This window comes from Sphingopyxis sp. JAI128, assembly GCF_014207235.1.
Taxonomy (GTDB): domain Bacteria; phylum Pseudomonadota; class Alphaproteobacteria; order Sphingomonadales; family Sphingomonadaceae; genus Sphingopyxis.
Map to the genome: position 1 here is coordinate 53,348 of NZ_JACHDA010000004.1, position 25,479 is coordinate 78,826.

The 25,479-nt window shown below is 65.4% G+C and carries 25 protein-coding genes; 12 read left to right on the top strand and 13 right to left on the bottom strand.

All coding sequences use genetic code 11. The annotated features are described in order from the left end of the window. Positions 1-7 precede the first annotated feature (7 nt). Genes HDC35_RS11025 through mmsB form a run of 7 tightly spaced genes read left to right on the top strand, consistent with a single transcriptional unit; the run spans position 8 to position 4,844 of the window. Entirely contained in the window at positions 8-316 is a 309-nt protein-coding gene (locus tag HDC35_RS11025) for an I78 family peptidase inhibitor (protein WP_184646675.1), read from the top strand. Then, positions 309-710, top strand: a complete 402-nt coding sequence (locus HDC35_RS11030) for a RidA family protein (RefSeq protein WP_184646677.1) — start codon at positions 309-311, stop codon at positions 708-710. Before HDC35_RS11025 ends, HDC35_RS11030 begins: the two co-directional genes overlap by 8 nt. Then, on the top strand, positions 707-1,852 hold the full coding sequence (locus tag HDC35_RS11035) for an acyl-CoA dehydrogenase family protein (RefSeq protein WP_184646679.1): 1,146 nt from the start codon (positions 707-709) through the stop codon (positions 1,850-1,852). The genes HDC35_RS11030 and HDC35_RS11035 overlap by 4 nt, the downstream gene beginning before the upstream one ends. Further along, positions 1,849-2,895 carry an enoyl-CoA hydratase/isomerase family protein gene (locus HDC35_RS11040; protein ID WP_184646681.1) on the top strand — a complete coding sequence of 349 codons (1,047 nt, stop codon included), beginning with the start codon at positions 1,849-1,851 and terminating at the stop codon, positions 2,893-2,895. The genes HDC35_RS11035 and HDC35_RS11040 overlap by 4 nt, the downstream gene beginning before the upstream one ends. A 37-nt stretch (positions 2,896-2,932) precedes the next feature. Next, a complete protein-coding gene (locus tag HDC35_RS11045; RefSeq protein WP_184646683.1) occupies positions 2,933-3,715 on the top strand; it encodes an enoyl-CoA hydratase-related protein in 783 nt (260 codons plus the stop codon). A gap of 41 nt (positions 3,716-3,756) precedes the next feature. Further along, complete coding sequence (locus tag HDC35_RS11050) at positions 3,757-3,957, top strand: hypothetical protein (protein WP_039577606.1); 201 nt, start codon at positions 3,757-3,759, stop codon at positions 3,955-3,957. A gap of 11 nt (positions 3,958-3,968) precedes the next feature. After that, positions 3,969-4,844, top strand: coding sequence for a 3-hydroxyisobutyrate dehydrogenase (gene mmsB / locus HDC35_RS11055; RefSeq protein ID WP_184646685.1), 876 nt, complete (start codon positions 3,969-3,971; stop codon positions 4,842-4,844). A 336-nt stretch (positions 4,845-5,180) separates the two neighbouring features. Here mmsB and HDC35_RS11060 read toward each other — a convergent pair whose 3' ends face one another. From HDC35_RS11060 to HDC35_RS11105, 10 genes are all read right to left on the bottom strand, one after another. Beyond that, entirely contained in the window at positions 5,181-5,417 is a 237-nt protein-coding gene (locus tag HDC35_RS11060) for a hypothetical protein (protein WP_184646687.1), read from the bottom strand. 144 nt (positions 5,418-5,561) lie between these two features. Beyond that, a complete protein-coding gene (locus HDC35_RS11065) occupies positions 5,562-7,595 on the bottom strand; it encodes a 3-hydroxyacyl-CoA dehydrogenase NAD-binding domain-containing protein (protein ID WP_184646689.1) in 2,034 nt (677 codons plus the stop codon). Positions 7,596-7,717: 122 nt separating this feature from the next. Further along, on the bottom strand, positions 7,718-8,920 hold the full coding sequence (locus HDC35_RS11070; RefSeq protein ID WP_184646691.1) for a serine hydrolase: 1,203 nt from the start codon (positions 8,918-8,920) through the stop codon (positions 7,718-7,720). 13 nt (positions 8,921-8,933) lie between these two features. After that, complete coding sequence (locus tag HDC35_RS11075; protein WP_184647365.1) at positions 8,934-9,737, bottom strand: SDR family NAD(P)-dependent oxidoreductase; 804 nt, start codon at positions 9,735-9,737, stop codon at positions 8,934-8,936. Further along, positions 9,737-10,513, bottom strand: a complete 777-nt coding sequence (locus HDC35_RS11080) for an SDR family NAD(P)-dependent oxidoreductase (protein ID WP_184646693.1) — start codon at positions 10,511-10,513, stop codon at positions 9,737-9,739. The genes HDC35_RS11075 and HDC35_RS11080 overlap by 1 nt, the downstream gene beginning before the upstream one ends. Then, complete coding sequence (locus HDC35_RS11085; protein ID WP_184646695.1) at positions 10,510-11,577, bottom strand: phosphotransferase family protein; 1,068 nt, start codon at positions 11,575-11,577, stop codon at positions 10,510-10,512. The genes HDC35_RS11080 and HDC35_RS11085 overlap by 4 nt, the downstream gene beginning before the upstream one ends. A 46-nt stretch (positions 11,578-11,623) precedes the next feature. Further along, the gene (locus tag HDC35_RS11090; RefSeq protein ID WP_184646697.1) at positions 11,624-12,715 is read right to left on the bottom strand and encodes a Zn-dependent alcohol dehydrogenase; all 1,092 of its coding nucleotides are present in this window, start codon (positions 12,713-12,715) and stop codon (positions 11,624-11,626) included. Positions 12,716-12,827: 112 nt separating this feature from the next. After that, positions 12,828-14,117 carry an acyl-CoA dehydrogenase family protein gene (locus tag HDC35_RS11095; protein WP_184646700.1) on the bottom strand — a complete coding sequence of 430 codons (1,290 nt, stop codon included), beginning with the start codon at positions 14,115-14,117 and terminating at the stop codon, positions 12,828-12,830. 110 nt (positions 14,118-14,227) lie between these two features. Continuing rightward, the gene (locus HDC35_RS11100) at positions 14,228-15,688 is read right to left on the bottom strand and encodes an MFS transporter (protein ID WP_184646702.1); all 1,461 of its coding nucleotides are present in this window, start codon (positions 15,686-15,688) and stop codon (positions 14,228-14,230) included. Continuing rightward, positions 15,685-16,542, bottom strand: coding sequence for an SDR family NAD(P)-dependent oxidoreductase (locus HDC35_RS11105; protein WP_184646704.1), 858 nt, complete (start codon positions 16,540-16,542; stop codon positions 15,685-15,687). Before HDC35_RS11105 ends, HDC35_RS11100 begins: the two co-directional genes overlap by 4 nt. A gap of 169 nt (positions 16,543-16,711) precedes the next feature. Between HDC35_RS11105 and HDC35_RS11110 the strand changes: the two genes are divergently transcribed. From HDC35_RS11110 to HDC35_RS11125, 4 genes are all read left to right on the top strand, one after another. Next, on the top strand, positions 16,712-17,893 hold the full coding sequence (locus tag HDC35_RS11110) for an acyl-CoA dehydrogenase family protein (RefSeq protein WP_184646706.1): 1,182 nt from the start codon (positions 16,712-16,714) through the stop codon (positions 17,891-17,893). A gap of 3 nt (positions 17,894-17,896) precedes the next feature. Continuing rightward, the gene (locus HDC35_RS11115; RefSeq protein ID WP_184646708.1) at positions 17,897-19,015 is read left to right on the top strand and encodes an acyl-CoA dehydrogenase family protein; all 1,119 of its coding nucleotides are present in this window, start codon (positions 17,897-17,899) and stop codon (positions 19,013-19,015) included. Between the two features lie 143 nt (positions 19,016-19,158). Further along, on the top strand, positions 19,159-19,962 hold the full coding sequence (locus HDC35_RS11120; protein ID WP_184646710.1) for an SDR family oxidoreductase: 804 nt from the start codon (positions 19,159-19,161) through the stop codon (positions 19,960-19,962). A gap of 104 nt (positions 19,963-20,066) precedes the next feature. Next, the gene (locus tag HDC35_RS11125) at positions 20,067-20,585 is read left to right on the top strand and encodes a hypothetical protein (protein ID WP_184646712.1); all 519 of its coding nucleotides are present in this window, start codon (positions 20,067-20,069) and stop codon (positions 20,583-20,585) included. 46 nt (positions 20,586-20,631) lie between these two features. Here HDC35_RS11125 and ppc read toward each other — a convergent pair whose 3' ends face one another. The 3 genes from ppc to HDC35_RS11140 all read right to left on the bottom strand — a co-directional run bounded on the left by ppc (position 20,632) and on the right by HDC35_RS11140 (position 24,455). Beyond that, the gene (ppc, locus tag HDC35_RS11130) at positions 20,632-23,310 is read right to left on the bottom strand and encodes a phosphoenolpyruvate carboxylase (protein WP_184646714.1); all 2,679 of its coding nucleotides are present in this window, start codon (positions 23,308-23,310) and stop codon (positions 20,632-20,634) included. A gap of 73 nt (positions 23,311-23,383) precedes the next feature. Then, positions 23,384-23,806, bottom strand: coding sequence for a YbaY family lipoprotein (locus HDC35_RS11135; protein ID WP_184646716.1), 423 nt, complete (start codon positions 23,804-23,806; stop codon positions 23,384-23,386). Between the two features lie 82 nt (positions 23,807-23,888). Continuing rightward, positions 23,889-24,455: an HNH endonuclease gene (locus HDC35_RS11140; RefSeq protein WP_037553138.1), complete on the bottom strand. Its 567-nt coding sequence runs from the start codon at positions 24,453-24,455 to the stop codon at positions 23,889-23,891. A gap of 169 nt (positions 24,456-24,624) precedes the next feature. On the opposite strand from HDC35_RS11140, the gene gluQRS reads away from it, so the two are divergent. Beyond that, a complete protein-coding gene (gene gluQRS / locus HDC35_RS11145; protein WP_184646718.1) occupies positions 24,625-25,476 on the top strand; it encodes a tRNA glutamyl-Q(34) synthetase GluQRS in 852 nt (283 codons plus the stop codon). Positions 25,477-25,479 lie beyond the last annotated feature (3 nt).

Here is a 25,479-nt window from a genome sequence, read left to right on the forward strand (position 1 = left end):
ACCTGCTATGGATATTCGCCTGTTTGCTATCGCCGCCGTCCTGCCGCTCGCCGCCTGCATGAGCAGCGAAGCTCCCCCCGAATCGACCCCGACCCCGCCCACCGAAGCCGAAATGACGTGCAAGGCCGATGCGGTGCAAAGCTACGTCGGCCAGACCGCGACCCCCGACCTAGGCGGCGCGATCCTGAAAGCGGCCGGTGCCCGCACGCTGCGCTGGGGTCCGCCGCGTTCGGCGATGACGATGGACTATCGCGCCGACCGCGTGAACGTGATGTACGACGACGCCTACAAGATCACGCAGGTCAGCTGTGGCTGACGTCTCACGCCGCAACCATTCTTCGGCATCCCCATTCGAACCCGTCTACGGCTACAGCCGCGCGGTCCGGGTGGGGAACCGTATCGACGTCGCGGGCTGCGCGCCGATCGAACCCGACGGCAGTTCGACTGCCGGCGATGCCGGCGTCCAGGCGGCGCGCTGCCTCGCGATCATCGGCGAAGCGCTCGAAGCGCTCGGCGGATCGCCGGCCGATGTCGTGCGCACGCGCATGTATATCACCGATCCTGCCGACGCCGACCTCGTCGGGCGCGCGCACGGCGCGATGTTCGGCGAGGTCCGCCCGGCCGCAACGATGCTCGTCATCCCCGCGCTGATCCGGCCCGAATGGAAAGTCGAAATCGAAGCCGAAGCCATTTTAGAGACCGAGACATGACCGACCAGTTCCAGCTTACCGACGACCAGCTCGCCATTCAGGACATGGCGCGCAAATTCACCGCCGACCGGATCACGCCCCATGCTGCCGAATGGGACGAGCAGAGCCATTACCCGGTCGACGTGTGGAAGGCCGCGGGCGAGCTCGGCTTCGGGGCGATTTACGTCGCCGAGGAATCGGGCGGAATCGGGCTCGGCCGGCTCGAGGCGGCGCTGATCATGGAGGCGATGGCCTATGGCTGCCCCGCGACCAGCGCCTATGTCTCGATCCACAATATGGCGACGTGGATGATCGACCGCTTCGGCGGTGCGGCGATCAAGGAACGGTTCCTGCCGGCGCTGGTCGGCATGGAGAAGATCGCGAGCTATTGCCTGACCGAGCCCGGTTCGGGGTCGGATGCCGCCGCGCTCAAGACGACCGCGAAAAAGGATGGCGACCATTATGTCCTGAACGGCACCAAGCAGTTCATCTCGGGCGCCGGCGTCAACGACATCTATGTCTGCATGGTCCGCACCGGCGAGGAAAAGTCAAAGGGGATCAGCTGCCTCGTCGTCGAAAAGGATACGCCGGGGCTCAGCTTCGGCGCGCCCGAAAAGAAGCTCGGCTGGAACGCTTCCCCCACCGCGCAGGTGATTTTCGAGGATTGCCGCGTGCCCGCGGAAAATCTCGTCGGCGCCGAGGGCGACGGCTTCCGCTTCGCGATGGCGGGGCTCGATGGCGGGCGTTTGAACATCGGCGCTTGCTCGCTGGGCGGCGCGCAGCGCTGCCTCGACGAGGCGATCGCCTATGTGAAGGACCGCCAGCAGTTCGGGCAGCCGGTCGCCGATTTCCAGAACACCCAGTTCATGCTCGCCGACATGGCGACCGACCTCGAGGCCGCGCGCGCTTTGCTCTATATGGCGGCGGCGAAGGTCACCGCGAACGCTCCCGACAAGTCACGCTTCTCGGCGATGGCGAAGCGGCTCGCGACCGACAATGGCAGCAAGATCGTCAACGACGCGCTCCAGCTGTTCGGGGGCTATGGCTATCTGCGCGACTATCCGATCGAGCGTTTCTGGCGCGACCTGCGCGTCCATTCGATTCTCGAGGGCACCAATCAGGTGATGCGGATGATCGTCGGAAGGGACCTGCTGCGCCAATGACCGAAGATGTATTGATTTCGGCCGACGGCCGCGTCGGGCGCATTTCGCTCCATCGCCCCAAGGCGATCCACGCGCTCAACCTGCCGATGTGCCGGGCGATGATCGACGCGCTGCTCAAATGGCGCGATGACGATGCCGTCGAGGCGGTGATCATCGACCATAGCGAGGGCCGCGGCTTCTGCGCCGGCGGCGATATCCGCATGCTCGCGGAAAGCGGCGCGAAGGACGGCACGGAAGCGCGCGCTTTCTTCCACACCGAATATCGCCTCAACCATCTGCTCTTCACCTATCCGAAGCCCGTCGTCGCCTTCATGGACGGCATCACCATGGGCGGCGGGGTCGGGATTTCGCAGCCGGCGAAATATCGCGTCGCGACCGAGCATACGCGCTTTGCCATGCCCGAAACGGGGATCGGCCTGTTTCCCGACGTCGGCGGCGGCTGGTATCTGCCGCGGCTCGAAGGGCGCGTCGGCGTCTATCTCGCACTCACCGGCGCGCGGCTCGACGGGGCGGAGTGTTTGGCGCTCGGCCTCGCGACCCACTATCTGCCGTCCGAAAAGCTCGCCGAGGCCAAGGCGCGCATCGCGGTCGACCCTGCCCGCATTGGCGGCATTTTGGGCGAGTTGTCGGTCACCGCGCCGCCCGCGGCGATCACGCAGCATCTCGAGCGGATCAACCGCCTGTTCGCGAGCGACAGCTATGAGGATATCCTCGCCGCGCTCGAAGCCGACGGCGGCGAATGGGCCGAAAAGGAACGTGGCGTCCTCCGCGGCAAGTCGCCCCAGACGTGCAAGGTCGCGCTCCGCCAATTGAAGGAAGGCGGCGAGATGCACGATTTCGCGAGCCAGATGGCGCAGGAATATGCGATCGGCAGCCGCGTCGTCGCGATGCACGACTTTGTCGAGGGCGTCCGTGCGCTGATCGTCGACAAGGACAACAGCCCGAAATGGGATCCGCCGACCCCCGAAGCCGTCACCGACGACTGGATCGACGCGATCTTCGCGCCGCTGCCCGATGGGGAGAAGTGGACGCCGCTACCATGACCTCGTCACCGGCATGACGAAAATCCGGAGATAACGAATGACCTACGAAACCCTCCTCGTCGAACAGCGCGGCGCCGTCACGCTTGTCACCTTGAACCGCCCGCAGGCATTGAACGCGCTGAACTCGGGCGTTCTCGACGATCTGATCGCGGCCTTCGCGGCGTTCGAGGCCGACCCCGCCCAACGCTGCGCCGTCCTCACCGGATCGGGCGACAAGGCCTTCGCCGCGGGCGCCGACATCAAGGAAATGGCCGACAAGCCCGCCGCCGATTTCTACCTCGAAGACTTCTTCTCGAAATGGACGAGCGATTTCGTGAAGAAGGTGCGTAAGCCGTGGATCGCCGCGGTGAACGGTTTCGCCCTCGGCGGCGGCTGCGAGCTCGCGATGATGGCCGACTTCATCATCGCGTCGGAGAAGGCGAAATTCGGCCAGCCCGAAATCAAGCTCGGCGTCGCGCCGGGCATGGGCGGGTCGCAGCGGCTGACGCGCGCGATCGGCAAGGCGAAGGCGATGGAAATGTGCCTCACCGGCCGGATGATGGACGCCGAAGAGGCCGAGCGTTCGGGACTCGTCGCGCGCGTCGTCCAACATGAAAATCTGGTCGACGAAGCGGTGAAGACCGCGACGGTGATCGCAGCGATGCCGCCGATGGCCGCGATGGTGAACAAGGATATGGTCAACGCCGCGTATGAGACGACGCTCGACCAGGGGCTGATCTACGAACGCCGCCTGTTCCAGATCCTCGCCGCGACCGAGGACAAGGCCGAAGGCATGGCCGCCTTCATCGAGAAGCGCGAGGGCGTGTGGAAGGGGCGATAATCCTCAAAGGCGTTGGGTTGCTATTCGTCGGGCTGCTATTCATGTGGCTCGGCATTTCCGGTTGGAAGCATCGCCGGGAAGAACGCATAAACATTGTCGAAGCAGCGATTCTGAAGCTGGGCGACGCCGATCCACTGCCGCGCAACCGCTGGGATCGTGGCATGGCCTACGCACAACCGGTCCTGATGCTGATATTCGGACCTGTCATGATCTTTCTTGGTCTTGTGATCTTATTCGTCTGATTGGAGTGAACATGAAAATCGCCTTTATCGGGCTCGGCAATATGGGCGGCGGCATGGCCGCCAACCTCGCGAAAGCAGGCCATGAAGTCCGCGCCTTCGACCTCAGCGAGGAAGCGCTCGCGCGTGCCGCCGAAGCCGGTTGTTCGCGCGCTGCGTCGGCGGCTGAAGCGGTGACCGGCGCCGAAGCCGTCGTCACCATGCTCCCCGCGGGCAAGCATGTCGCGAGCGTCTATGAAAGCGATGTCGTCCCCCACGCCGCGCCGGGCACCTTGCTCCTCGATTGCTCGACGATCGACGTCGCGACCGCGCGCTCGAACATCGAAGCCGCGACCGCCAGGGGGTTCGTCGCGGTCGACGCGCCCGTGTCGGGCGGCATCGCCGCCGCCAATGCCGGGACGCTGACCTTCATGGTCGGCGGCACCGAAGAGGGCTTCGCGCGCGCCGAACCGATCCTTGCGAAAATGGGCAAGGCGGTGATCCACGCCGGCGACGCGGGCGCGGGGCAGGCGGCGAAAATCTGCAACAACATGCTGCTCGGCGCCTCGATGGTCGCGACGTGCGAGACGCTCGCGCTCGCGCAGAAGCTCGGGCTCGATCCGCAGACATTCTTCGACATCGCCAGCGTATCGTCGGGGCAATGCTGGTCTCTGACCAGCTACGCCCCGCTTCCCGGCGTCGGGCCGACGACCCCCGCCGACAATGATTACAAGGGCGGTTTCGCCGCCGCGCTGATGCTCAAGGACCTGCGCCTCGCGATGGAAGCGGCGGCGAGCGTCGACGCCGATGTTCCGATGGGAACGAAGGCGCGCGAGCTCTACGAAGCCTTTGTCGAAGCCGATAGGGGCGGCCACGACTTTTCGGCGATCATCAGGACGTTGCAGGGCTGATTGTCAGCCAAGGGGTGATTAGCGGACGTTGCTCATTTGCTTCGTCACCCCGGACTTGATCCGGGGTCCATGACGTCGACGCCGCGATGGATCCCGGATCAAGTCCGGGGTGACGATGAAATAAAGGATCGCGATTACGCGTCGGCGACCTCAAATCCTCCCTGTCGCGCAGCGATGGGGAGGGGGACCGCCGCCGCAGGCGGTGGTGGAGGGGCTGCGACGTCGCGCCATCAGCCCCTCCGTCAGCCCTGTGGGCTGCCACCCCCCCATGGCTTCGCCACAGGGAGGATGAAGGACCGCAATCGGTCAGCCGTCGTCACCCGGGCGCCTGCCGCCTCAGTAAAAATCCGCCGTTTCGCCGCCGTTCTTGCGCTCGGTGCGATGCACTTGCGTGGGCGCCTTGCGATCGCCGGTCCTGACTTCGATCCGGCCCTCCACCCGCCGCACCTCGGCCGGCGCCAGGATCCGCGCGCGTGCTACCCCGATCGCGGTCACTTGCGGCGGCGCCACGGGGGTGGTGACCGGCGCGCTGCCGGCGAGCAACAGGACGGCGAGGGCGGACATGGCGTTCATGCTCTGCCCTAACGGCAGGTCTTGCCAGCGCTTTAACCCTGAATCGCAAGTTTTCGGTCGTATCTGTGACGTCCTATGGTCAAACGAAAGGCCGCCTGCCCCACGGCGGGACAGACGGCCTGATCTTTGTAAGCGGCGAAGGGCTCAGAAGCCCGATTTCGCCTCCGCCTTTTCCTTGAGCAGCGGCGCGATCTCGAATCCATGTTTCTCGAGCGCCGCGACGATCTTGTCGGTGCCTTCCAGCCCTGCCCAGAACATCGGGCCGCCACGATAGACCGGCCAGCCATAGCCATAGATCCACACCACATCGATATCGCTCGCGCGCTGCGCCTTGCCTTCGGACAGGATCAGCGCGCCCTCGTTGACCATCGGGTAAAGCGTGCGCTCGATGATCTCCTGGTCGGTGATCTCGCGCTTCTCGACCCCCGCCTTTTGGCGGAACTCCTCGATGATCTCGGCGACGCGCGGGCTTTCGCTCGGCGTGCGCTTTTCGTCATAGTCGTAAAAGCCCGCCTGCTTCTTCTGCCCCCAGCGGCCTTCGGCGGCGAGCGCATCGCGGATGCTTTCGATGCGGTTCGGGTCGCGGTGCCAGCCGATGTCGACACCGGCCAAATCGCTCATCTGGAACGGCCCCATCGGCATGCCGAATTCGACATGCACCTTGTCGACCTGCGCCGGGGTCGCGCCTTCGAGCAGCAGCTTCATTGCCTCCATCTGGCGCGGTTTGAGCATCCGGTTGCCGATGAAGCCGTCGCACACGCCCGCGACGACCGCGACCTTGCCGATCTTCTTGCCCGTAGCCATGGCAGTGGCGAGCGCGTCGGGCGCGGTTTTTTCACCGCGCACGACCTCCAGCAGCTTCATGACGTTGGCGGGAGAGAAGAAGTGCATGCCCAGCACGTCGCCGGGGCGGCTCGTTGCGGTCGCGATCTCGTCGATGTCGAGGTAGCTGGTGTTCGACGCGAGGATCGCGCCGGGCTTCGCAATCTTGTCGAGCTTGCCGAAAATGTCCTTCTTGACGTCCATATTTTCGTAGACCGCCTCGATGATCAGGTCGCAGTCGGCGAGGTCGTCGAGGCTGAGCGACGGGGTGACAAGGTCCATCATTTGATCGACCTGTTCGGGCTTGAAGCGGCCCTTGGCGGCCGAAGCGTCGTAATTCTTGCGCACGACGCCCAGACCTCGGTCGAGCGCGTCCTGCTGCATCTCGACGATCGTGCAGGGGATGCCTTTTTGCAGGAAATTCATCATGATCCCGCCGCCCATCGTGCCGGCGCCGATGATCCCGACCTTCTTGATATCGCGCAGCTGCGTGTCCTTGGGCAGGCCGTCGATCTTCGCCGCCTGGCGCTCGGCGAAAAAGATGTGGCGCTGCGCCGCCGACTGGCTGCCGAACATCAGCTTCATGAACTGCTCGCGCTCAAAGGCGAGGCCTTCGTCGAAGGGCAGGCGCGTTGCCGCCTCGACGCAGGCGAGGTTGGCATAGGGTGCCTCGAACCCGCGCCAGCGCTTGGCATTTTTCGCCTTGAGCTCTTCGATCACCGCGACGTCGCCGAACACCGCACGTTCGCGCGTCGGGCGCGGGCCGTCGGCGATCCTGGCGCGCGCAAAGGCGATGGCGTCGGCGGCCAGGCTGTCCTCACCCGCGAGCTCATCGACCAGCCCCATCTCCTTCGCCTTGGGCGCCGGAACGGGATCGCCGGTCGAGGTCATCGTCGCCGCGGCTTCGACGCCGACGACGCGCGGCAGCCGCTGCGTCCCGCCCGCGCCGGGCAGCAGGCCGAGCTTCACTTCGGGCACGCCCAGCTTCGCCGAGGGAACCGCAACGCGGTAATGGCACACAAGCGCGGTTTCGAGACCGCCGCCGAGCGCCGTGCCGTGGATCGCCGCGACGACGGGCTTCGACGCCGCTTCGATGCTGTTGAGCACCGCGTTGAAATCGGGGCCGCGCGGCGGCTTGCCGAATTCGCTGATGTCGGCGCCTGCGATGAAGGTCGCGCCGGCGCAGCGCAGCACGATTGCCTTGACACCGTCGTCGGCGAGGGCGGCGGTGAAATGATCTTCCAGCCCCTGCCGGACGTGCCAGCTCAGCGCGTTCACGGGCGGGTTGTTGACGATGATGACGGCGACTTCGCCGTCCTTTTCCATCGTGACGGAAACGGGGGTATCTTCGGACATGGGAGAACTCCTTCAAATAGGCCCGCTCGCATCGGGCGAAGTCGGGATGCCCCTCGGGCTAGGCGCCCGTTCGATGGGTGTCTCGATTTCGCCCGGCACGAACCGGGCGTGGGCGTTGCATTTCAATCGTCGAGCGCCGCGTGGACAAGCGTCTTGACCTCGCGCCGCACGGGATAAGTGGAAGAGGGCATCAGCTGCGTCATGAAGACCATGCAGATCTCCTCGACCGGATCGACGAAAAAGCCGGTCGAAAACATGCCGCCCCAGTAAAAATCGCCCGCCGAGCCCGGAATGCCCGCGCGCGCCGGATCGAGCGTCACCGCGAAGCCGAGCCCGAAGCCGACCCCGGCATTCTCGTCCTCGCTGAAAATGCCGACGCTGTGCTCGGTCAAATCGCCGCCGCCGACGAGGTGGTTCGACGTCATCAGGTCGAGCGTCTTGCGGCTGACGATCCGCACATCGCCCAATTTGCCGCCGCCAAGCAGCATCAGGCAGAAACGGTGATAGTCGTCCAGCGTCGATGCGAGCCCGCCGCCCCCCGAATGGAAACTGCGGTCCTTCGCCCAGCGGCTGCGCGCGCCGCCGTCGAAGCCCTGCATCCTGTCCTTGGGGTGAAAGGCATAGGCGTCGGCCAATCTATGCTGCTGGTCGGCGGGCACTTTGAACCCGGTATCGACCATGCCGAGCGGGCCGAAGATGCGCTCCTGCAACACTTGCCCGAAGGGCTTGCCTTCGATCCGCTCGATCACCGCGCCGAGCACGTCGGTCGCCATCGAATAATTCCAGTGCGCGCCGGGGTCGAATTGCAGCGGAATTTTCGCGAGGTCGGCGATAAAGCTGTCCATCGTATAATCGGCGTCGAAATCGTCGATCCGCGCCTTGCGGTACGCGGCATCGACCGGGGTGCGCTCCTGGAAGCCATAGGTCAGCCCCGACGTATGGCGCAGCAAATCGACCATACGGATCGGCTGCACCGGCGGGCGCGTCAGGAAGGGCACATTGCCGCCGCCCGCGACGAAGACGCCGGTATCGCTGAACTCGGGGCAGAATTTAACCAGCGGATCGGACAGCGCGACCTTGCCTTCTTCGACCAGCATCATGAAGGCGATGCTGGTGATCGGCTTGGTCATGCTCGCGATGCGGAAGATCGCATCGTCTTTCAGCGCTTCGCCCGGCCGTCCGTCGCCGATGCACGAGCGATGCGCGATCTCGCCGCGCCGCGATACGAGCGTTGCCGCATGTGGCAGGCGGCCGGTGTCGATATATTTTGCCCCGAGAAAGGCGGGGATGCGGCCCAGCCGCGTCGTGTCGAATCCGTGGGTCATGCAGCGCTGCCTATCAGTGCGAGGTCTGGCCGAGCAACTGGCGCGTGACCGGGTGCGAGCTGGTGAGGCCGCCGTCGACCGCGATCGCCTGCCCGTTGACATAGCTCGCCTGGTCGCTGGCAAGGAACAGCGCGACATTGGCGAGCTCCTCGGGCTGCGCGGCGCGGCGCAGCGGGTTGAGCTGGCCGAGCTTGTGCGTGACCTCCTTGGCCTTTGCATAATCGAAGGTCGGCTTGGTCATCCCGGTTTCGGTCAGGCCGGGACAGACGGCATTGACGCGCACGCCGCTCGTCGACAGCTGCTGCGCCGCGACCTTGGCGAGGTTGATCACCCCCGCTTTCGACGCCGAATAGGCGCCCGGGCCCGCACCCGAATTGATCCCCGCGACGCTCGCGGTCAGTACGATCGCGCCGCCGCGGCCTTGGTCGACCATCGCCTTGCCGGCGTGTTTCACCATCAGCGCGGGGCCGATCAAATTGACGCGCAGCGTCTCGGCCCACGCATCGGGATCGAAATCGAAGATGCCGCCCATGTCACCGATGATCCCGGCGTTGGCGAAGGCGACGTCGAGCGCGCCATAGCTGTCCTTCGCGGCCGCGACCAACGACGCAACATCGGCTTCGACGCCCGCGTCGATTTCGAGCGCGACGGCCTCGCCGCCCGCATCCTTCACCATTTGCGCGGTTTCATGTACCGCCGCGCTCTTGTCGCCGATGACGAGTTTCGCGCCCTCGGCGGCGAAGCGCAGCGCGCTCGCACGCCCGATACCCGAACCGGCACCCGTGATGATCGCAACCTTGCCGTCCAACGCGCCCATCATGCGCCTCCCGAAATCGTGGCTCCGCCATCGCACACGATGGTCTGGCCGGTGGTGAATGCCCCCGCCTTGCTGGCGAGGAAGACCGCGGCGCCCGCGATCTCGTGCGGCTCGCCGATCCGCTTCAGGGTCGAGGCGGCGGTCGATCGTTTGAGGTTTTCCGGATTTTCCCACAAGGCGCGCGCCATATCGGTGCGCACCAGCCCCGGCGCGATGCAATTGACGCGCACCCCGCGCGGCCCGAACTCGACCGAGAAATTGCGCGCGACCTGCATGTCGGCGGCTTTGGAAATGCCGTAGGCGCCGATGATCGGCGATCCTTTCAGCCCGCCGATCGAGCTGATGATCGTGATCGACCCCTCGCCGCGTTCGAGCATTTCGGGCGCGACCATGGTGATCAGCCAGTGGTTCGACAGGATATTATTGTCCATGATCTTGCGAAACTGATCATCGGTAATGCCAAGGCCGGGGCCATAATAGGGATTCGACGCCGCGTTGCAGACGAGCGCGGTGATCTTCCCGAACGCCGCGCGCGTCGCGTTGACGAGGTTCTGGAGGTCGTCCTTCGACGAGATATTGGCGACAACCGAAATCGCGGTGCCGTCGCCAAAGCGTGCGTTGATCTCCGCCGCAGTCGCGTCGCACGCATCCTGCTTGCGGCTCGAAATCACGACTTTCGCGCCCTGCTCGGCCATCGCCTCCGCCGTCGCCTTGCCGATGCCGCGCGACGATCCGGTGATCAGCGCGACCTGCCCGGTCATGTCGAACAGGCTCATGCGCCGGCCTTTCGGGCGAAGTCCCACGCCTTTTCGGCGAGCGGGCGGACGCGTTCGGACATGTCCTTCGCATGCTGCGACGAGGCGGTGCCCTCGATCACGCGCTTCTTGATGCCCTGGATGATCCCCGCGAGGCGGAAGAAGTTGTACGCGAAATACCAGTTCATGTCGGGCACGCCGTCGCGGCCGGTGGCTTGGCAATAGCGCTCGACCATCTCGCCCAGTTCGGGAATCCCCAGCGCCTTGCGATCGAGATCCTCGACCCCCGAACGCCCGCCATTTTCGGTCACCCACGCCATTGCGACATAGGTGAAATCGGCGAGCGGATCGCCCAAGGTCGACAGTTCCCAGTCGAGTACCGCGAGCACCTCCGGCCGGTCCTTCGCAAAGATCATATTGTCGATGCGGTAATCGCCGTGGACAACGCTGGTGCGCGTCTGTTCGGGCAAGGTCGCGGGCAGCCACGCGATCAGCTGCTCCATCTCGTCCATCGTCTCGGTTTCGGACAGGCGGTACTGCTTGGTCCAGCGATCGACCTGGCGGCCGAAATAATTGCCGGGCTTGCCGAAGTCGCCGAGCCCCGCCGCCTCGATATCGACGCTGTGCAGCGCGGCGAGCGTATCGATCATCGCCTCATAGGTCGCGCGGCGGTTCTCTGGCGTCGATCCCGGCATCGCGCCGTCCCAGATCGTGTGGCCGTCGACCATCCCCATCACATAAAACCAGCTGCCGACCACCGTATCATCGGTGCACAGCCCATATTGGCGCGCGACGGGGAAACCCATTTTATGCAAGCCCGCCTGCACCTTATATTCGCGGTCGACCGCATGCGCCGAGGGAAGCAGCGGGCCGAACGGTTTGCGGCGCAGCACATAATTGCCCGACGGCGCCGAAATCTTGTACGTCGGGTTCGACTGGCCGCCGGCGAACTTGCCTTGGGTCAGCGGCCCTTCGAAGCCCTCGACATTCGCTTCCATCCACGCGGTCAGCTTCGCCTCGTCGAGCACGTCGGCGCCTTCGGGCGCGACGGTGCCGCTAAAGGCCTTTTGCGCGTCCAGGGTCATATGCTCCTCCCCATCTTCGACGGGGAGGACTGGGGGACGTGCGCGCTCACTGGTCGAATACGATCACCGACCGTGCGGCGTCGCCTTTCCTCATCTTGTCGAACCCCTCGTTGACCTTGGCGAGCGGAATCGTCTCGGCGACGATACTGTCGAGGTCGAGCAACCCGCGCAGGTAGAAATCGACGAGCCGCGGGATATCCACCGGGAAGCGGTTGCCGCCCATGATCGCGCCCTGCAATTTCTTTCCCGAAAGCAGGTCCATCGCCGACAGGCCGACCTTTTCGGCCAGCGGCATCATGCCGAGGATCGTCGCGGTGCCGCCGCGGCGCAGCGACGCGACCGCGAGGCTGGCCGAGGCCGGGCGCCCGACCGCTTCGATCGCATGGTCGACGCCGCCCTTGCTGATTTCGAGAATCTGTTTCGCCGCATCGTCCGACAACGCATCGACCACATCGGTCGCGCCCAGCTTCTTTGCGAGTTCGCGTTTCTCGGGAACCGGGTCGGCGGCGATGATGCGCCCCGCGCCCGCGATCTTCGCGGCGTTGATCGTCGCGAGCCCGACGCCGCCGCAGCCGACGACCGCGACGGTCTCGCCCGGCGTCACCTTGCACGCGTTGAAGATCGTCCCCGCGCCCGTCGTCACCGCGCAGCCGATCACCGCGGCGCGGTCGAGCGGCATGTCGGGATCGATCGCGACGCACGCATGTTCGTGGACCAGCATGACTTCCGAAAAGGCCGACAGGTTGAGCATCTGGTTGACCGGCGACCCGTCGGGGCGCGTGATGCGCGGCGCCGATCCCGCCGGACGCCGTGTGTCGCCGCCCATGCACAAAGACATGCGCCCGGTGACGCAATATTCGCAGTGGCCGCAGAAGGCGCTGAGGCAGGTGACGACCGCGTCGCCGACCTTCACCGTCCGCACTTCGCTGCCGACCGCCTCGACGATCCCCGCCGCCTCATGGCCGGGGATGGCGGGGAGGGGGTGCGGATAGGCGCCGTCGATGAAATGCAGGTCCGAATGGCAGAGCCCGCACGCGGCGGTGCGGATGCGCACCTCGTGCGGGCCGCAGTCGGCAACAACGACATCCTCGACGGACAAGGGCTTGCCCGGTTCGATCAGGATCGCGGCTTTGGTCATTCAAATCTCCGTTCGGTCCCTCTCCCGCTGACGGGAGGGGCTAGGGGAGGGCATGTCGAATATGACGCGGAACAGGCCCTCCCCCGGCCCCTCCCGCAGGCGGGAGAGGGGGCTAGCGTGATACCCCGATATCGCCCGACGAAAAGCCGGGCTCGCTCGCTTCGCTATGCTTGGCGAATTCGATCCGCGCGATCGCGCGTTCGTGAACCTCGTCGGGACCGTCGGCCAGGCGCAAGGTGCGCTGGTGGGCATAGGCCTTGGCGAGCCCGAAATCCTCGCTGACGCCGGCGCCGCCATGCGCCTGGATCGCATCGTCGATGATCTTGAGCGCCATGTTCGGCGCTTGCACCTTGATCATCGCGATCTCGGCCGCGGCGGTCTTGTTCCCGACCTTGTCCATCATGTCGGCGGCCTTCAGGCACAGCAGCCGCGTCATCTCGATATCGATGCGCGCGCGCGCCAGCCGGTGCTCCCAGATGCTGTATTCGGCGACCTTCTTGCCGAACGCGACGCGCGACTGCAGGCGCCTCGCCATCTTGGCGATCGCTTCCTCGGCGACGCCGATCGTGCGCATGCAATGATGGATACGCCCCGGCCCGAGCCGCCCCTGCGCGATCTCGAACCCGCGCCCCTCGCCGAGCAGCATCGCCTCCTCGGCGTTGACGCGCACGTCCTTCAGCTCGATTTCCATATGGCCGTGCGGCGCATCGTCATAACCGAAGACGGGCAGGTGGCGCAGGATGTTCACGCCGGGGGCGTTCAGCGGCATCAGCACCATCGACTGCTGCGCGTGGCGCTTCGCGGCAAAGTCGGTCTTGCCCATCACGATCGCGACCTCGCAGCGCGGATCGCCCGCGCCCGACGACCACCATTTGCGGCCGTTGATGACATAGTCGTCGCCGTCGCGCTCGATCCGCGTCTCGATGTTCGTCGCGTCGGACGAGGCGACGCGCGGTTCGGTCATCAGGAAGGCCGACCGGATCTCGCCGTTCATCAGCCGGCCGAGATATTTGTCCTTCTGCGCGCGCGTGCCGTACCGGTGGAACACCTCCATATTGCCGGTGTCGGGCGCCGAACAGTTGAACACTTCGCTCGCGAAACCGACGCGGCCCATTTCCTCGGCACAGAGCGCATATTCGAGGTTGGTGAGGCCGGGACCCTCGAACTCGAACGTCTCGTCGACATGGTGGTGCGCCGCGCTGCGCGGCGGCATGAACAGGTTCCAGATGCCGGCTTCCCTGGCCTCGGCCTTCAGGTCCTCGACGATCTGGATGACCTTCCAGCGGTCGCCCGCCTTGTCCTGCTCGTTATAGGTCGGGACCGCGGGGCGCACCTTGCGCTCGATGAAGTCGCGCACCCGGTCGCGCCAATAGACCTGCCGGTCGGTGAGATCGAAATCCATCTCCGCATCCTTCCCTTTACGTTCACGTAAACCTTTGGACCGATTCGCCGGCCTTGCCAAGTCCTGCGGTCCTAAAATTACCTCATTTGGTCATCGCGCGCAGTTTTCGCTTATGGATGCGCGCCGGTGGCATCGGGTTCGCCGCGCGCCGCATCGTCGAGCAGCGCCAGCCGCGCCTCATGGTCGGCGCGCGAGATCGGAAATTTGCGCATCACGATCAGCCCCAGCGTGCCGATCACCAGCACCGCGAGCGCATAGCCGAGCGCAAGGTCGCCCAGCACCGTGCCCCCGACCTCGCCCGGCTTGGCGTTCGCGGGGAAGGCGGCAAAGGACAGGATCTGCCCCGCGAAGAAGATGCCGATCCCCGTCGCGCATTTTTGCATGAAGAAATAGCCCGCGAAGAACAGCCCTTCCGACCGCCGCCCGGTCTCGCCCTGCGACGCTTCGACGACATCGGCCATCATCGACGAGGACAGGATCATCAGGATGATCGAAAATGTGTTGGCGACAAAGACCAGCGCGAACATCGCCGTCGCGCTCGGTTTCCCCGGCAGGCCGGGAAAAACGCCCTGGATCCATGCGAAATACATGCCGCAATTGACCAGCAGCGCGATCGCACCCGCGAGGATCGCCCCGTCGCGCTTGCCGAGCCAGGCCGAGATCGGCGCGACGAGCAGGAAGGCCGCGATCATCGTCCCGAACAGCAGGAAGACATAGGCGATCATCTCGCCCTGGTTCAGCTGCCAGAAGAAACCGAGCAGATAATTGGTCATCGAGAAGGTGATGCCCTGGTTGATGAAACCGAACAGCGCGGCAAAGGTCAGCCACAGAAAGGCCCGGTTCGACAGCGTATCGCCCATGTCGCGCAGCACCTGCCGCAGCGTCGTCACCGGCTTGACGTCGGCAAGATTCGACACCGCGATCCGGCTATGCTGGCCGGCCGCCGAAATCATCACCGCGCCCGCCATCATCAACGCGCCGGCCAGCGCATAGGGGAAATAGCCGTCGGGATCGACGAGCCCCTTCGGCCCGCCGAAAAAGGCGCCATAGGCGAGCAGCAGGATGAGCAGGCCGCCGCCCCATCCGAACAGGTAGCGATAGCGCATGACGATCGTGCGCTCGTCATAATCGGCGGTGAGTTCGGGGACGATCGCGACCGAGGGCACTTCGCACATCGACACGAGCGAACGCACGATGATCGCGAAACCGATCAGCCAGGCGACGGTCATCGCGTCGCTCATCTCGGGCGGGCTCCACAGCAGCATCCACGCGATCGCGAGCGGGATCGGCGCGCCGTAAAGCCAGGGCAGGCGGCGGCCCCAGCGGCTGCGGGTGCGGTCGGTGAGTTCGCCGATCACCGGATCGACGAACGCGTCGGCGATCAGCGCGACCATGATCGCGGTCCCGACGATACCCGCGTCGAGCCCGACCACCTGGTTGTAGAAGAGCAGCAGGAAGGTCGAAAAGCCGTTATCCTTGACGCCATAGGCGATGCTGCCAAGCCCGTGGGTGACCTTCAGCCAGACCGGCAGGCGTTCGGCTTTGGGCGCCGCAACGCTCGCCGCGCTCACGCGGCGGCCCCGGCTTTCGCCGCTTCCTCCATTGCGAGCAGCGCGTCGAACATGCCCGGCGTTTCCTTGTCCCACGCGTGGCGCTGGCCGATCGTCAGCCCGCCGTCGACGAGCAGGTGCGTGCCCGTCATGAAGGAGCTTTCTTCGCTCGCCAGGTACGCGACCGCGTTCGCGATATCCTCGGGCTGGCCGCCGCGCGCGACGGGCTGCGCATTCGCGCTCATCTGCGCAATCACGTCATTCGCCTGCGCCTTGAGTTCGCCGGGCACCTCGAGCGAGGCGGTGAAGATATTGGTGTTGATGAAGCCGGGGCAGATCGCGTTCACGCGGATGCCATATTGCGCCAGATCGGTGGCGGCGACCTTGCTCAGGTGCAGCACGCCCGCCTTGGCGACGGCATAGGCGATCGGCGAATAGCCGGCACCGAGCGCGGCGACGCTCGCGGTGTTGACGATGCTCGCGCCTTTGCGGCCCTTCATATGCGGCGCGGCGTAGCGGATGCCCATCGCGACCGATTTGAGGACGAGGTCCATCGTGCGGTCCCAGCCTTCGGGACTGATCTCGTCGATCGGCGCGCGGTCGCCGCCCGCGGCGGCATTGTTGAACACGATGTCGATCCCGCTCGCTTTCGCCGCAGCGGCATTCATCAGCGCTTCGATATCGGCGGGCACGGTGACGTCGCAGCGCACGAAATCGATCTTGCCGTTCGATTGTTCGGCGAGCGCTTTCCCGCCCGCCTCGTCGATGTCGGCGGCAAAGACATGCGCGCCTTCGCTCGCCAGTTTCAGCACCGTGGCTTTGCCGATACCCGATGCCGCGCCGGTGACGACGGCGACCTTGCCTGCGAATCGCATATCTCTGCTCCCGTTTTCTTTTGCCACTTAGCTTAGGCGCGAAGCGGCCCCCGTCAACGGCCCTCGACCTTCCGTTACGGCGCCGTAGCGTCGGTCCGGCGCGCTAAGTTGACGCTTGCGTAAAGTGGCGAAGCGGACGTAGATTCGGGCAGAGAAGAGGAGCCTGAAGATGAGCGATCTGGACGCTTTCCGCACCGAGGTGCGCGAATGGCTGGAAACCAATTGTCCCCCCGAAATGCGCGAGCCCGTGCGCGACGAGGATGATGTCTGCTGGGGCGGGCGGAAATTCAAATTCAAGAATGCGGCCCAAAAGGCATGGCTCGATGCCTGTGTTGCCAAGGGCTATACCGTCCCCGACTGGCCCAGGCCTTATGGCGGCGCCGGGCTCACCCCCGAACAGACCAAGATCCTCAAGCAGGAAATGAAGCGCATCAAGGCGCGCTCGCCGCTCGACAGCTTCGGCATCTGGATGCTTGGGCCCGCGCTGCTCAAATTCGGCACCGAGGAGCAGAAGGTCCATTATCTGAACCCGATCGCGCGCGGCGAAATCCGCTGGTGCCAGGGCTATTCGGAACCCGGTTCGGGCAGCGACCTCGTCAGTCTGCAGACCTTCGGCGAGGACAAGGGCGATCATTGGGTGGTCAACGGGTCGAAGATCTGGACCAGCTACGCCGACAAGGCCGACTGGATCTTCTGCCTCGTCCGCACCGACAAAACGAACAAATATCAGGGCATCACCTTCATGCTCTTCGACATGGAGAGCAAGGGCGTCACGACCAAGCCGATCCTGCTGATCAGCGGAAATTCGCCCTTCTGCGAAACCTTCTTCGACGATGTCGAGGTGCCGAAGTCGCAGTTCATTGGAGAAATCAACCGCGGCTGGGACGTCGCCAAATATCTTCTCGGCCACGAACGCGAGATGATCTCGGGCGGCGGCGCTGGCGGCGACATGGTCAGCATCGGCGGCGCGTTTGCCAAGGCGTTCGGCAAAAATGCCGCGGGCGAGCTCGACGACCCGATCCTGCGCGCCGAAATGGCAGCGTTCGATACCGACGTCTTTGCCTACAGGGCTATGGGCGAACGCTTCATGGACATGTGGAAAACCGGTCGCGCCCATCCCGCGTCGTCGAACATGATGAAATATGTCGGCACCGAACTCAACAAGCGGCGGCACGAGCTCGTCATGGCAGGGGGCGGCAGCGACGCGCTCGAATGGGACAGCGAAGAAAGCAAGGGCGGCGCCCGCGCGCGCAGCTGGTTGCGCACCAAGGCCAATTCGATCGAGGGCGGGACGAGCGAAGTCATGCTCAACGTCATCGCCAAGCGTATCCTCGACCTGCCCGGAGCCTGACCCATGCCCTTGTATCACAATGACGACCAGGCGATGCTCAAGGACAGCGTCGCGCCCTTCGTCGCCGAACAGGCGCCGGTGTCGCACCTGCGCAAATTGCGCGACTCTGCCGACGCAACCGGCTTCTCGCGCGACCTGTGGGCGCAGTTCACCGAAATGGGCCTGCCCGGCATGCTCGTTCCCGAGGCGCATGGCGGGCTTGGCATGGGGCATATGGAGGCGGGCATCGTGCTCGAGGAAATCGGCCGCAACCTGACCCCGTCGCCCTTCCTCGCGACCAGCGTCGGCGCGGTCGCTGCGCTCGCCAAGGCGGGCGGCACGCAGGCGGGCCGCTGGCTCCCCGCGATCGCTTCGGGCGAGGCAATCGTCGCGCTCGCGATCGACGAGAGCGCGAAGCACCGCCCCGACCGCATCGCGACCACCGCGACGCGCGCGGGCAACGGCTTCCGTCTCGACGGCAAGAAAAGCTTCGTCCTCCACGGCCATGTCGCCGACATGAGCATCGTCGCGGCAAAGACCGACGGCGGCATCACCCTGTTCGCGGTGCCGAAGGATGCGAAAGGCGTCACCGCCGACCCGCGCCGCCTCGTCGACTCGAGCCTCGCGAGCCATGTCACGCTCGACGGCGTCGAGGTCGATGCCGACGCGGTGATCGGCGAGGTCGATGCGGGTAGCGAGATTCTCGACGCCCTGCTCGCCGCCACCCGTACCGGCGCCGCCGCCGAAATGGTCGGCGTCGGGCAGGGCGCGATGGACATGACCGTCAATTACCTCAAGGAGCGCAAGCAGTTCGGAAAGCTGATCGGCGAGTTCCAGGGCCTCCAGCACCGTGCCGCGCATCTCTATGGCGAAATGGAAGTCGCGCGCGCAACGGTGATGAAGGCACAGCAGTTGCTCGACGAGGGCAATGAAGGCGCGAAGCTGATGGTATCGGTCGCCAAGGCCAAGGCAGGGCGCGCGGCTAACTTGGCCGTCCGCGAGGGCGTGCAGATGCACGGCGGCATCGGCATGACCGACGAATATGACATCGGCCTCTACATGAAACGCGACCGCGCGCTGGCGGAGTATATGGGCGATGTCCATTATCACATCGACCAGGTCGCGCGCATGAACGGCTATTGAGTCGAACCTATCCCCTCCCGCTTGCGGGAGGGGCAGCGAGAGTTGCGAGCTTGCTCGCTACTCGCAGCGGGGTGGGCAACCGCACCGTCGCTGGCCCACCTTAACCCCTCCCGCAAGCGGGAGGGGAATATCGGAGAACGACAATGAACCTCAATGACATGTTCGGCCTCGACGGCCGCATCGCGCTCGTCACCGGCGGGTCGCGCGGCATCGGCAAGATGATCGTCGAGGGCTATCTCGCCGCGGGCGCCGCGCGCGTTTATATCTCGGCGCGCAAGACCGCGCAGATCGAGGAAGCCGTCGCCGATTTCGAGACGCGCTACCCCGGCAAGGTCGTCGGGCTTCCCGTCGATCTCGCGACCGTTGAGGGCTGCCGCGCGCTCGCGAAAGAACTGGAAGCGCGCGAAGAGCGCCTCGACATCCTCGTCAACAACGCCGGCGCGGCGTGGGGCGAACCCTTCGAAGGTTTCCCCGAGGCCGGCTGGGACAAGGTGATGGACATCAACGTCAAATCGCCCTTCTTCCTGACGCAGGCGCTCCACGGACTGCTGAAAGCGGGCGGCACGCACGACCGCCCGGCGAAGGTGATCAACATCGGCTCGATCGACGGCATGCGCCTCAACCCGTGGGAAACCTACAGCTACCACGCCTCGAAGGCGGCGATCCTCTACCTCACCAAGCGTATGGCGGCGCGGCTCGTCACCGACCACATCCTCGTCACCGCGATCGCGCCGGGCGCCTTCCAGTCGGACATGAACAAGGCCGCGCGCGACCATGGCGACGCGGTGGCGAAGAGCATCCCGGTCAAGCGGATCGGCGTGCCCGAGGATATGGCGGGTACTGCGATCTTCCTCGCGTCGAAGGCGGGCGACTATGTCGTCGGCGATACCATCACCGTCGATGGCGGCTTGGTGCATGGCGACCTGAAGACGAGCATCGACGCCTGACGCCACTCTTTTCTTCCTCGTCGCCCCGGACTTGATCGGGGTCCACGATTGACTCGGCAATCCCCAAGGTGTATTACATAGATAATGCACCAAGGAGATTGACCATGCGTTCCGCCTTCCTGATTCCCCCGCTGATGCTCCTCGCCGCCTGCGGGTCGGAAGAGAAGAAGGCGGAGGGGGCCACCGAAGTGTCGATCGACGCTGGCGGCGAGCATGGCGGCGTCCAGATCAAGGCGGGCAAGGACGGCGGCAAGATCAAGATCGGCGGCGAAGGCGGTGGGATCGACATCGACGTCCCCGACTTCGTCGATCTCGATATCGAAAGCGATTTCGATATCGACGGGGTCAAGCTCTATCCGGGCAGCAAGGTCACCAGCGTCGACGTCGACGCGACCGACAAGGATGGCGCCGACAAGGCGACGGTCAAGCTCGGCTTTACCTCGCCCGCGGCGCCGGCCAAGGCCGCCGACTGGATGGCGGGCGAATTTGCGAAGAAGGGCGTCGCGGTCACGCGCAGCGGCGACACGCTCGCGGGCAAGGACAAGGACGGCGACGATTTCCGCATCGACTTCGCCCCCGACGGCGCGAACGCCAAGGGCGAAGTGGTGATCACGAAGGTCTGACGGTCAGACCGACACCGAAACAAGCGGGAAAGGGTAGGGTCAGGCCTTACCCGCTATTCCTCAGCGCCGTCGCGATCGCGTTGATCGTCAGCTGGATGCCCTCGGCGATGCGCGGATCGGTCTCGCCCGCGCGGTGGCGCTTCATCAGTTCGATCTGCAGCAGGTTGAGCGGCTCGATATAGGGCAGTCGTAGCCGGATCGACGCCTCGAGCGCCGGATTCTTCTCGAGTAATCGCGTCTGCCCGGTGATTTCGAGCAGCCCGTCGTGTGCGCGGTGCCAGCCGTCGCGGATGCGCGCGAAGATCGCGTCGTGCCCGTCGACATCGCTCGCGAGCGCGGCATAGCGCGCCGCAATCCCCATGTCGGACTTGGCGAGCACCATTTCCATATTGCCGAGCAGCGCGGCAAAAAAGGGCGAGCTTTGCGCCATGTCGGCAAGCAGCGCCTTGTCGCTGAAGCCCGCGAAAGCCTCGCCCGTCCCGTACCAGCCGGGCAGCATCGTGCGCGCCTGCGCCCAGCTGAACACCCAGGGGATCGCGCGCAGATGCTCGATCGCGGTGCTCTTTTTGCGGCTCGACGGGCGCGATCCGATCTTGAGCGTCGCAATCTCGGCGATCGGCGTCATCGCGCGGAAGAAATCCTTGAACGCCGGCGTGCCGTATACAAGGTCGCGATAGGCGGCAAAGGCGGTGTCCGACAAAGCGTCCATCGCGGCCGTGAAGCGCTCGCTCGCATCGCCGCCAAGGCTCTCGGGCTCGAGGCTCGCGAGCAGGCTCGCCGACACCATCGCTTCCAGATTGGTCGCCGCGCTGTCGATCGTGCCATATTTGGCGGCGATCACCTCGCCCTGTTCGGTGATGCGGATGCGGCCCTGCACCGTGCCCGCGGGCTGCGCGCGGATCGCGGCAAAGGCGCTGCCGCCGCCGCGCCCGACCGCGCCGCCGCGACCGTGGAACAATTGCATCGCGGTGTCGGCTTCGTCGAACACGGGGGTCAGCGCCTGCGACGCCTGATGCAGCCCCCAGGTCGAGGTGAAATAGCCGCCGTCCTTGTTCGAATCGGAATAGCCGATCATCACTTCCTGATGCCCACGCACGCCGACCTGCGGGCCGATTTCGGGCATCGCGAAATAGCGTCGCATGATATCGGGCGCGCGGCTCAAATCGTCGATTGTCTCGAACAAGGGCACGACCATCAGATTGCTGGCGCCCGCGTGGGTGCCGCTGCGCCACAGCCCGCCTTCGCGCGCGAGCACATGCACTTCGAGCAGGTCGGACAGGTCCTGCGCCATGCTGATGATCCACTGGCAGATCGCATCCTTGCCGAGCCGCGCGCGCACGTCGGCTGCGGCATGGACGATGGCAAGCTCGCCCGCGGTTTCTTCGCTCCATTCGTGCCATGGTGCGGCGAGCGGCCGGTCGCTCGCGAGTTCGTCGGTGAGCAGCGCGACGCGCGCCGCTTCGTCGAGCGCCAGATAATCGTCGCACACGCCCGCGACCTTGAGCAGTTCGGCGAGCACGCGTTCGTGCACCGCGCTGTTCTGCCGCATGTCGAGCGTCGCGAGATGGAACCCGAACACCTCGACCGCGCGGATCAGCCGTCCGAGCGCGCCGATGCCTGCGAGCTGCCCTTTGCCGCTCGCCGACAGGCCGTTCGCGATGGTGACGAGGTCGCGGCGGAAATCGGCGGGGGTGGCATAGGCCTCACCTTTCAGCGCGGCAGGGCGCGGCGGCGCCTTGCCGGTGATCGCCAGATAAGTGGCCGACAGCCGCGCATAGATGCCCGACAGCGCACGGCGATAGGGTTCGTCGCTGCGGCTCGGCGCCCCGTCGCCGCTCGCTTCGGCCAGCGCTTTGACCGCCTCGGTCACCGGCGCGAGCGCCGACGACACCGACAGTTCGGCGCCGAGCGCGTGGACCTGATCGATATAATGGCCAATCACCGCGGCGGCGTTGCGGCTTGTCGCCATGCGCAGCGTCTCGGCGGTGACGAAGGGGTTTCCGTCGCGGTCGCCGCCGATCCAGCTGCCCACGCGCAGGAAGGACGCGGGGCGCGTTCCCAGCTCCTTTTCCCAGCGCGCATAGAGCTTGGGGACCACGGGCAGAAAGACGTCGCGCAAATAGGTGAGCGCATTGTCGATCTCGTCGGCGACGAACAGTTTTTGCGTGCGCAGCGGGCGCGTCTGCCACAGGAGAACGACCTGCCGCCGGATCGCTTCTTCGATCACGTCGCCCTCGGGCGTCTCGTCGAGCCCGGCATCGCGCATCCGCATCAGCTCGGCGACGCGGTTCTTGTGGTCGAGCACCGACTTGCGGCGCACTTCGGTCGGATGCGCGGTCAGCACGGGGGCAACAAGCGATGCGTCCAGCAGCGCCGCGACCGCGTCGTCGTCGATCCCGTCGGCCTTCAGCTTTTCGAGCGCCGCCGCGACCGTCGCTTCGGGTTCGGCCGCGACGCCCTGCCGATCCTCGGCAAGGTTGGCAAGCATCGAGAAGAGCATGAAGCCGCGCACGAAGGAAATCGTGTCGTCGAGGCTCAGCGCATCGAGCCCCGGGTCGATCGCTTCGGCCCCCGCGATGCCGCGGTGCCGATCGACGCTCGACGAGCGGATATATTCGGTCTGGCGGAACAATTTGTCGCCGCCATAAGCGCGGATGACGTCGCCGAGGATCCGCCCCAAATAGCGGATGTCGGGATTTTGCGAGATCTGGATAGGCGGGCCCATGCGCCGCTTGCTGCACCTGCGAAGGTGCAGGGTCAAGCGGCGCATAGCTATGCGCCAAACCAGCAGCGTTATATCAGTTCGTCTTGACGAGGGTTAGCATGCCCATATCGATCGTGCGCCGATCGTCGAACGCAACAGAGTTGCGCGAGTCGGTGATGAACATCAGCCTGCCCGTCGCATCGGTGATCCGCGCCGAAACCGCATAGCTGTGGCGCGGGTCGAGCGAGCGTTGGTCGACCGTCATTGTGAAAGCAAAGGGCACCTGCCGCCCGTCGGCAGTGAACGACTGACGCGCGATCGTTTTCGACGGCGCATCCATCAGGCTGACGTCGGCAAGCGTGATTTCGATCTGCGCCGTCGGCGGCAACGCGATGCGCTCGCGATAGGTGATGCTGCCGGTGACCGATACGGGCTGCTCGGCCGGCGTGGTCGCGCAGGCGGCGAGCAACGGAGCGGCGATCGCACTTGCGGCGAGGATGCGGGTGATGCGAACCATGATATTCCTCCGTTTGCGATGGTTGGCGAGGCGCCTAATGCCATCGAGGTGAACCCATGCTGTCGCGTCGGTTGTGCCTCCGTCAGCCTTCGAGTTCAACATCCCAGTAAAGCCAGTCGATCCAGCTCGTGTGCAGGTAATTCGGGGGGAAAGCCCGGCCATTGTCCTGCAACTGCCAGCTCGTCGGACGCCACGGCTGGCGATAGAGCGGCATATGCGCCTGCTGCGGGGTGCGCCCGCCTTTTTTCAGGTTGCACGGGGCGCAGGCGGTCGCGACATTTTCCCACGTCGTGCGCCCGCCCAACCGGCGCGGCACGACATGATCGAAGGTCAGGTCCTTGCCCGACCCGCAATATTGGCATGCAAAACGGTCGCGCAGGAACAGGTTGAAGCGCGTGAACGCCGGATGCTCCGACGGCTTCACATATTGGCGGAGCGCGATGACGCTCGGGATCGGCATCGTCCGCGTCGGCGAATGGATTTCGCGTTCGTAATTTTCGACGATGGTGACCCGGTCGAGGAACACCGCCTTCACCGCGGTTTGCCAGGGCCAGAGGCTCAGCGGATAATAGCTCAGCGGCGTATAGTCGGCGTTGAGAACGAGCGCCGGACAGCTATCGGGATGCCGGGCAAGATCGGGATGGAACATGGCTAGATAACGCTGCCCCCATTGCTTCACGGGATGGCGCGCCACTGCCTCCCGCGCGTGACACTGTCATTACATGCCCTATCAGATTCTGCCGTCAAGGGGCTTCTGTCCGCAAGATATGGAATGTTTCGCTTTGACTTGGCACAGCATATGGATTCATTGCGGGCGCATGCTGACGCGTTTCGCCCCCAGCCCGACCGGCGAGCTCCACCTGGGCCATGCCTATAGCGTGGTGTGCGCGTACGCCGCCGCGCGCGCCGCGGGTGGCGACTTCCGTCTCCGTATCGACGACATCGACGGCAGCCGCTCGCGCGAGGACTATGTCGCGGGCTCGCTCGCCGACCTCGCCTGGCTCGGGATCGACTGGGACGGCGCCCCGGTGCGCCAGTCCAACCGGCTCGGCTGCTATGCCGCCGCGCTCGACGATCTGCGCGCGCGCGGTTTCGTCTACCCCTGTTTCTGCACCCGCGCCGACATCGCCGCCAGCCTGTCGGCGCCGCACGGTCCGTCCGGTGCGATCTATCCCGGCACATGCCGTGGCCTGTCCGCGGCGACACGCGACCGGCGCGTGGCGGCGGAGCCCCATTGCTGGCGCCTCGATATGGCGCGTGCGGTGGCGGAGGCGGGCGATCTCGCCTGGGAAGAGCAAGGTCAGGGGCACCGCGTCGCCGACCCCGCCGCGCACGGCGATATCGTCCTCGCGCGCAAGGATGCGCCCGCCTCCTATCACCTCGCAAGCACGCTCGACGACGCAGCCATGGGGATAACGCACGTCGTTCGCGGCGCCGACCTGATCGCCTCGACCGACGTCCACCGGCTGCTGCAGGCGCTGCTCCGGCTGCCGACGCCGATCTACCGCCATCACGCGCTCGTTTGCGGCGCGGACGGCAAAAGGCTCGCCAAGCGCGATGCGGCGGCATCGCTGAAGTCGCTGCGCGAAGCGGGCATCGATGGCCGCGTGCTTGCCGCCGATCTGGCGGGCGACCGGCTTCCCGCTGGCTATTCGCTGCAAAATCCCTAAATA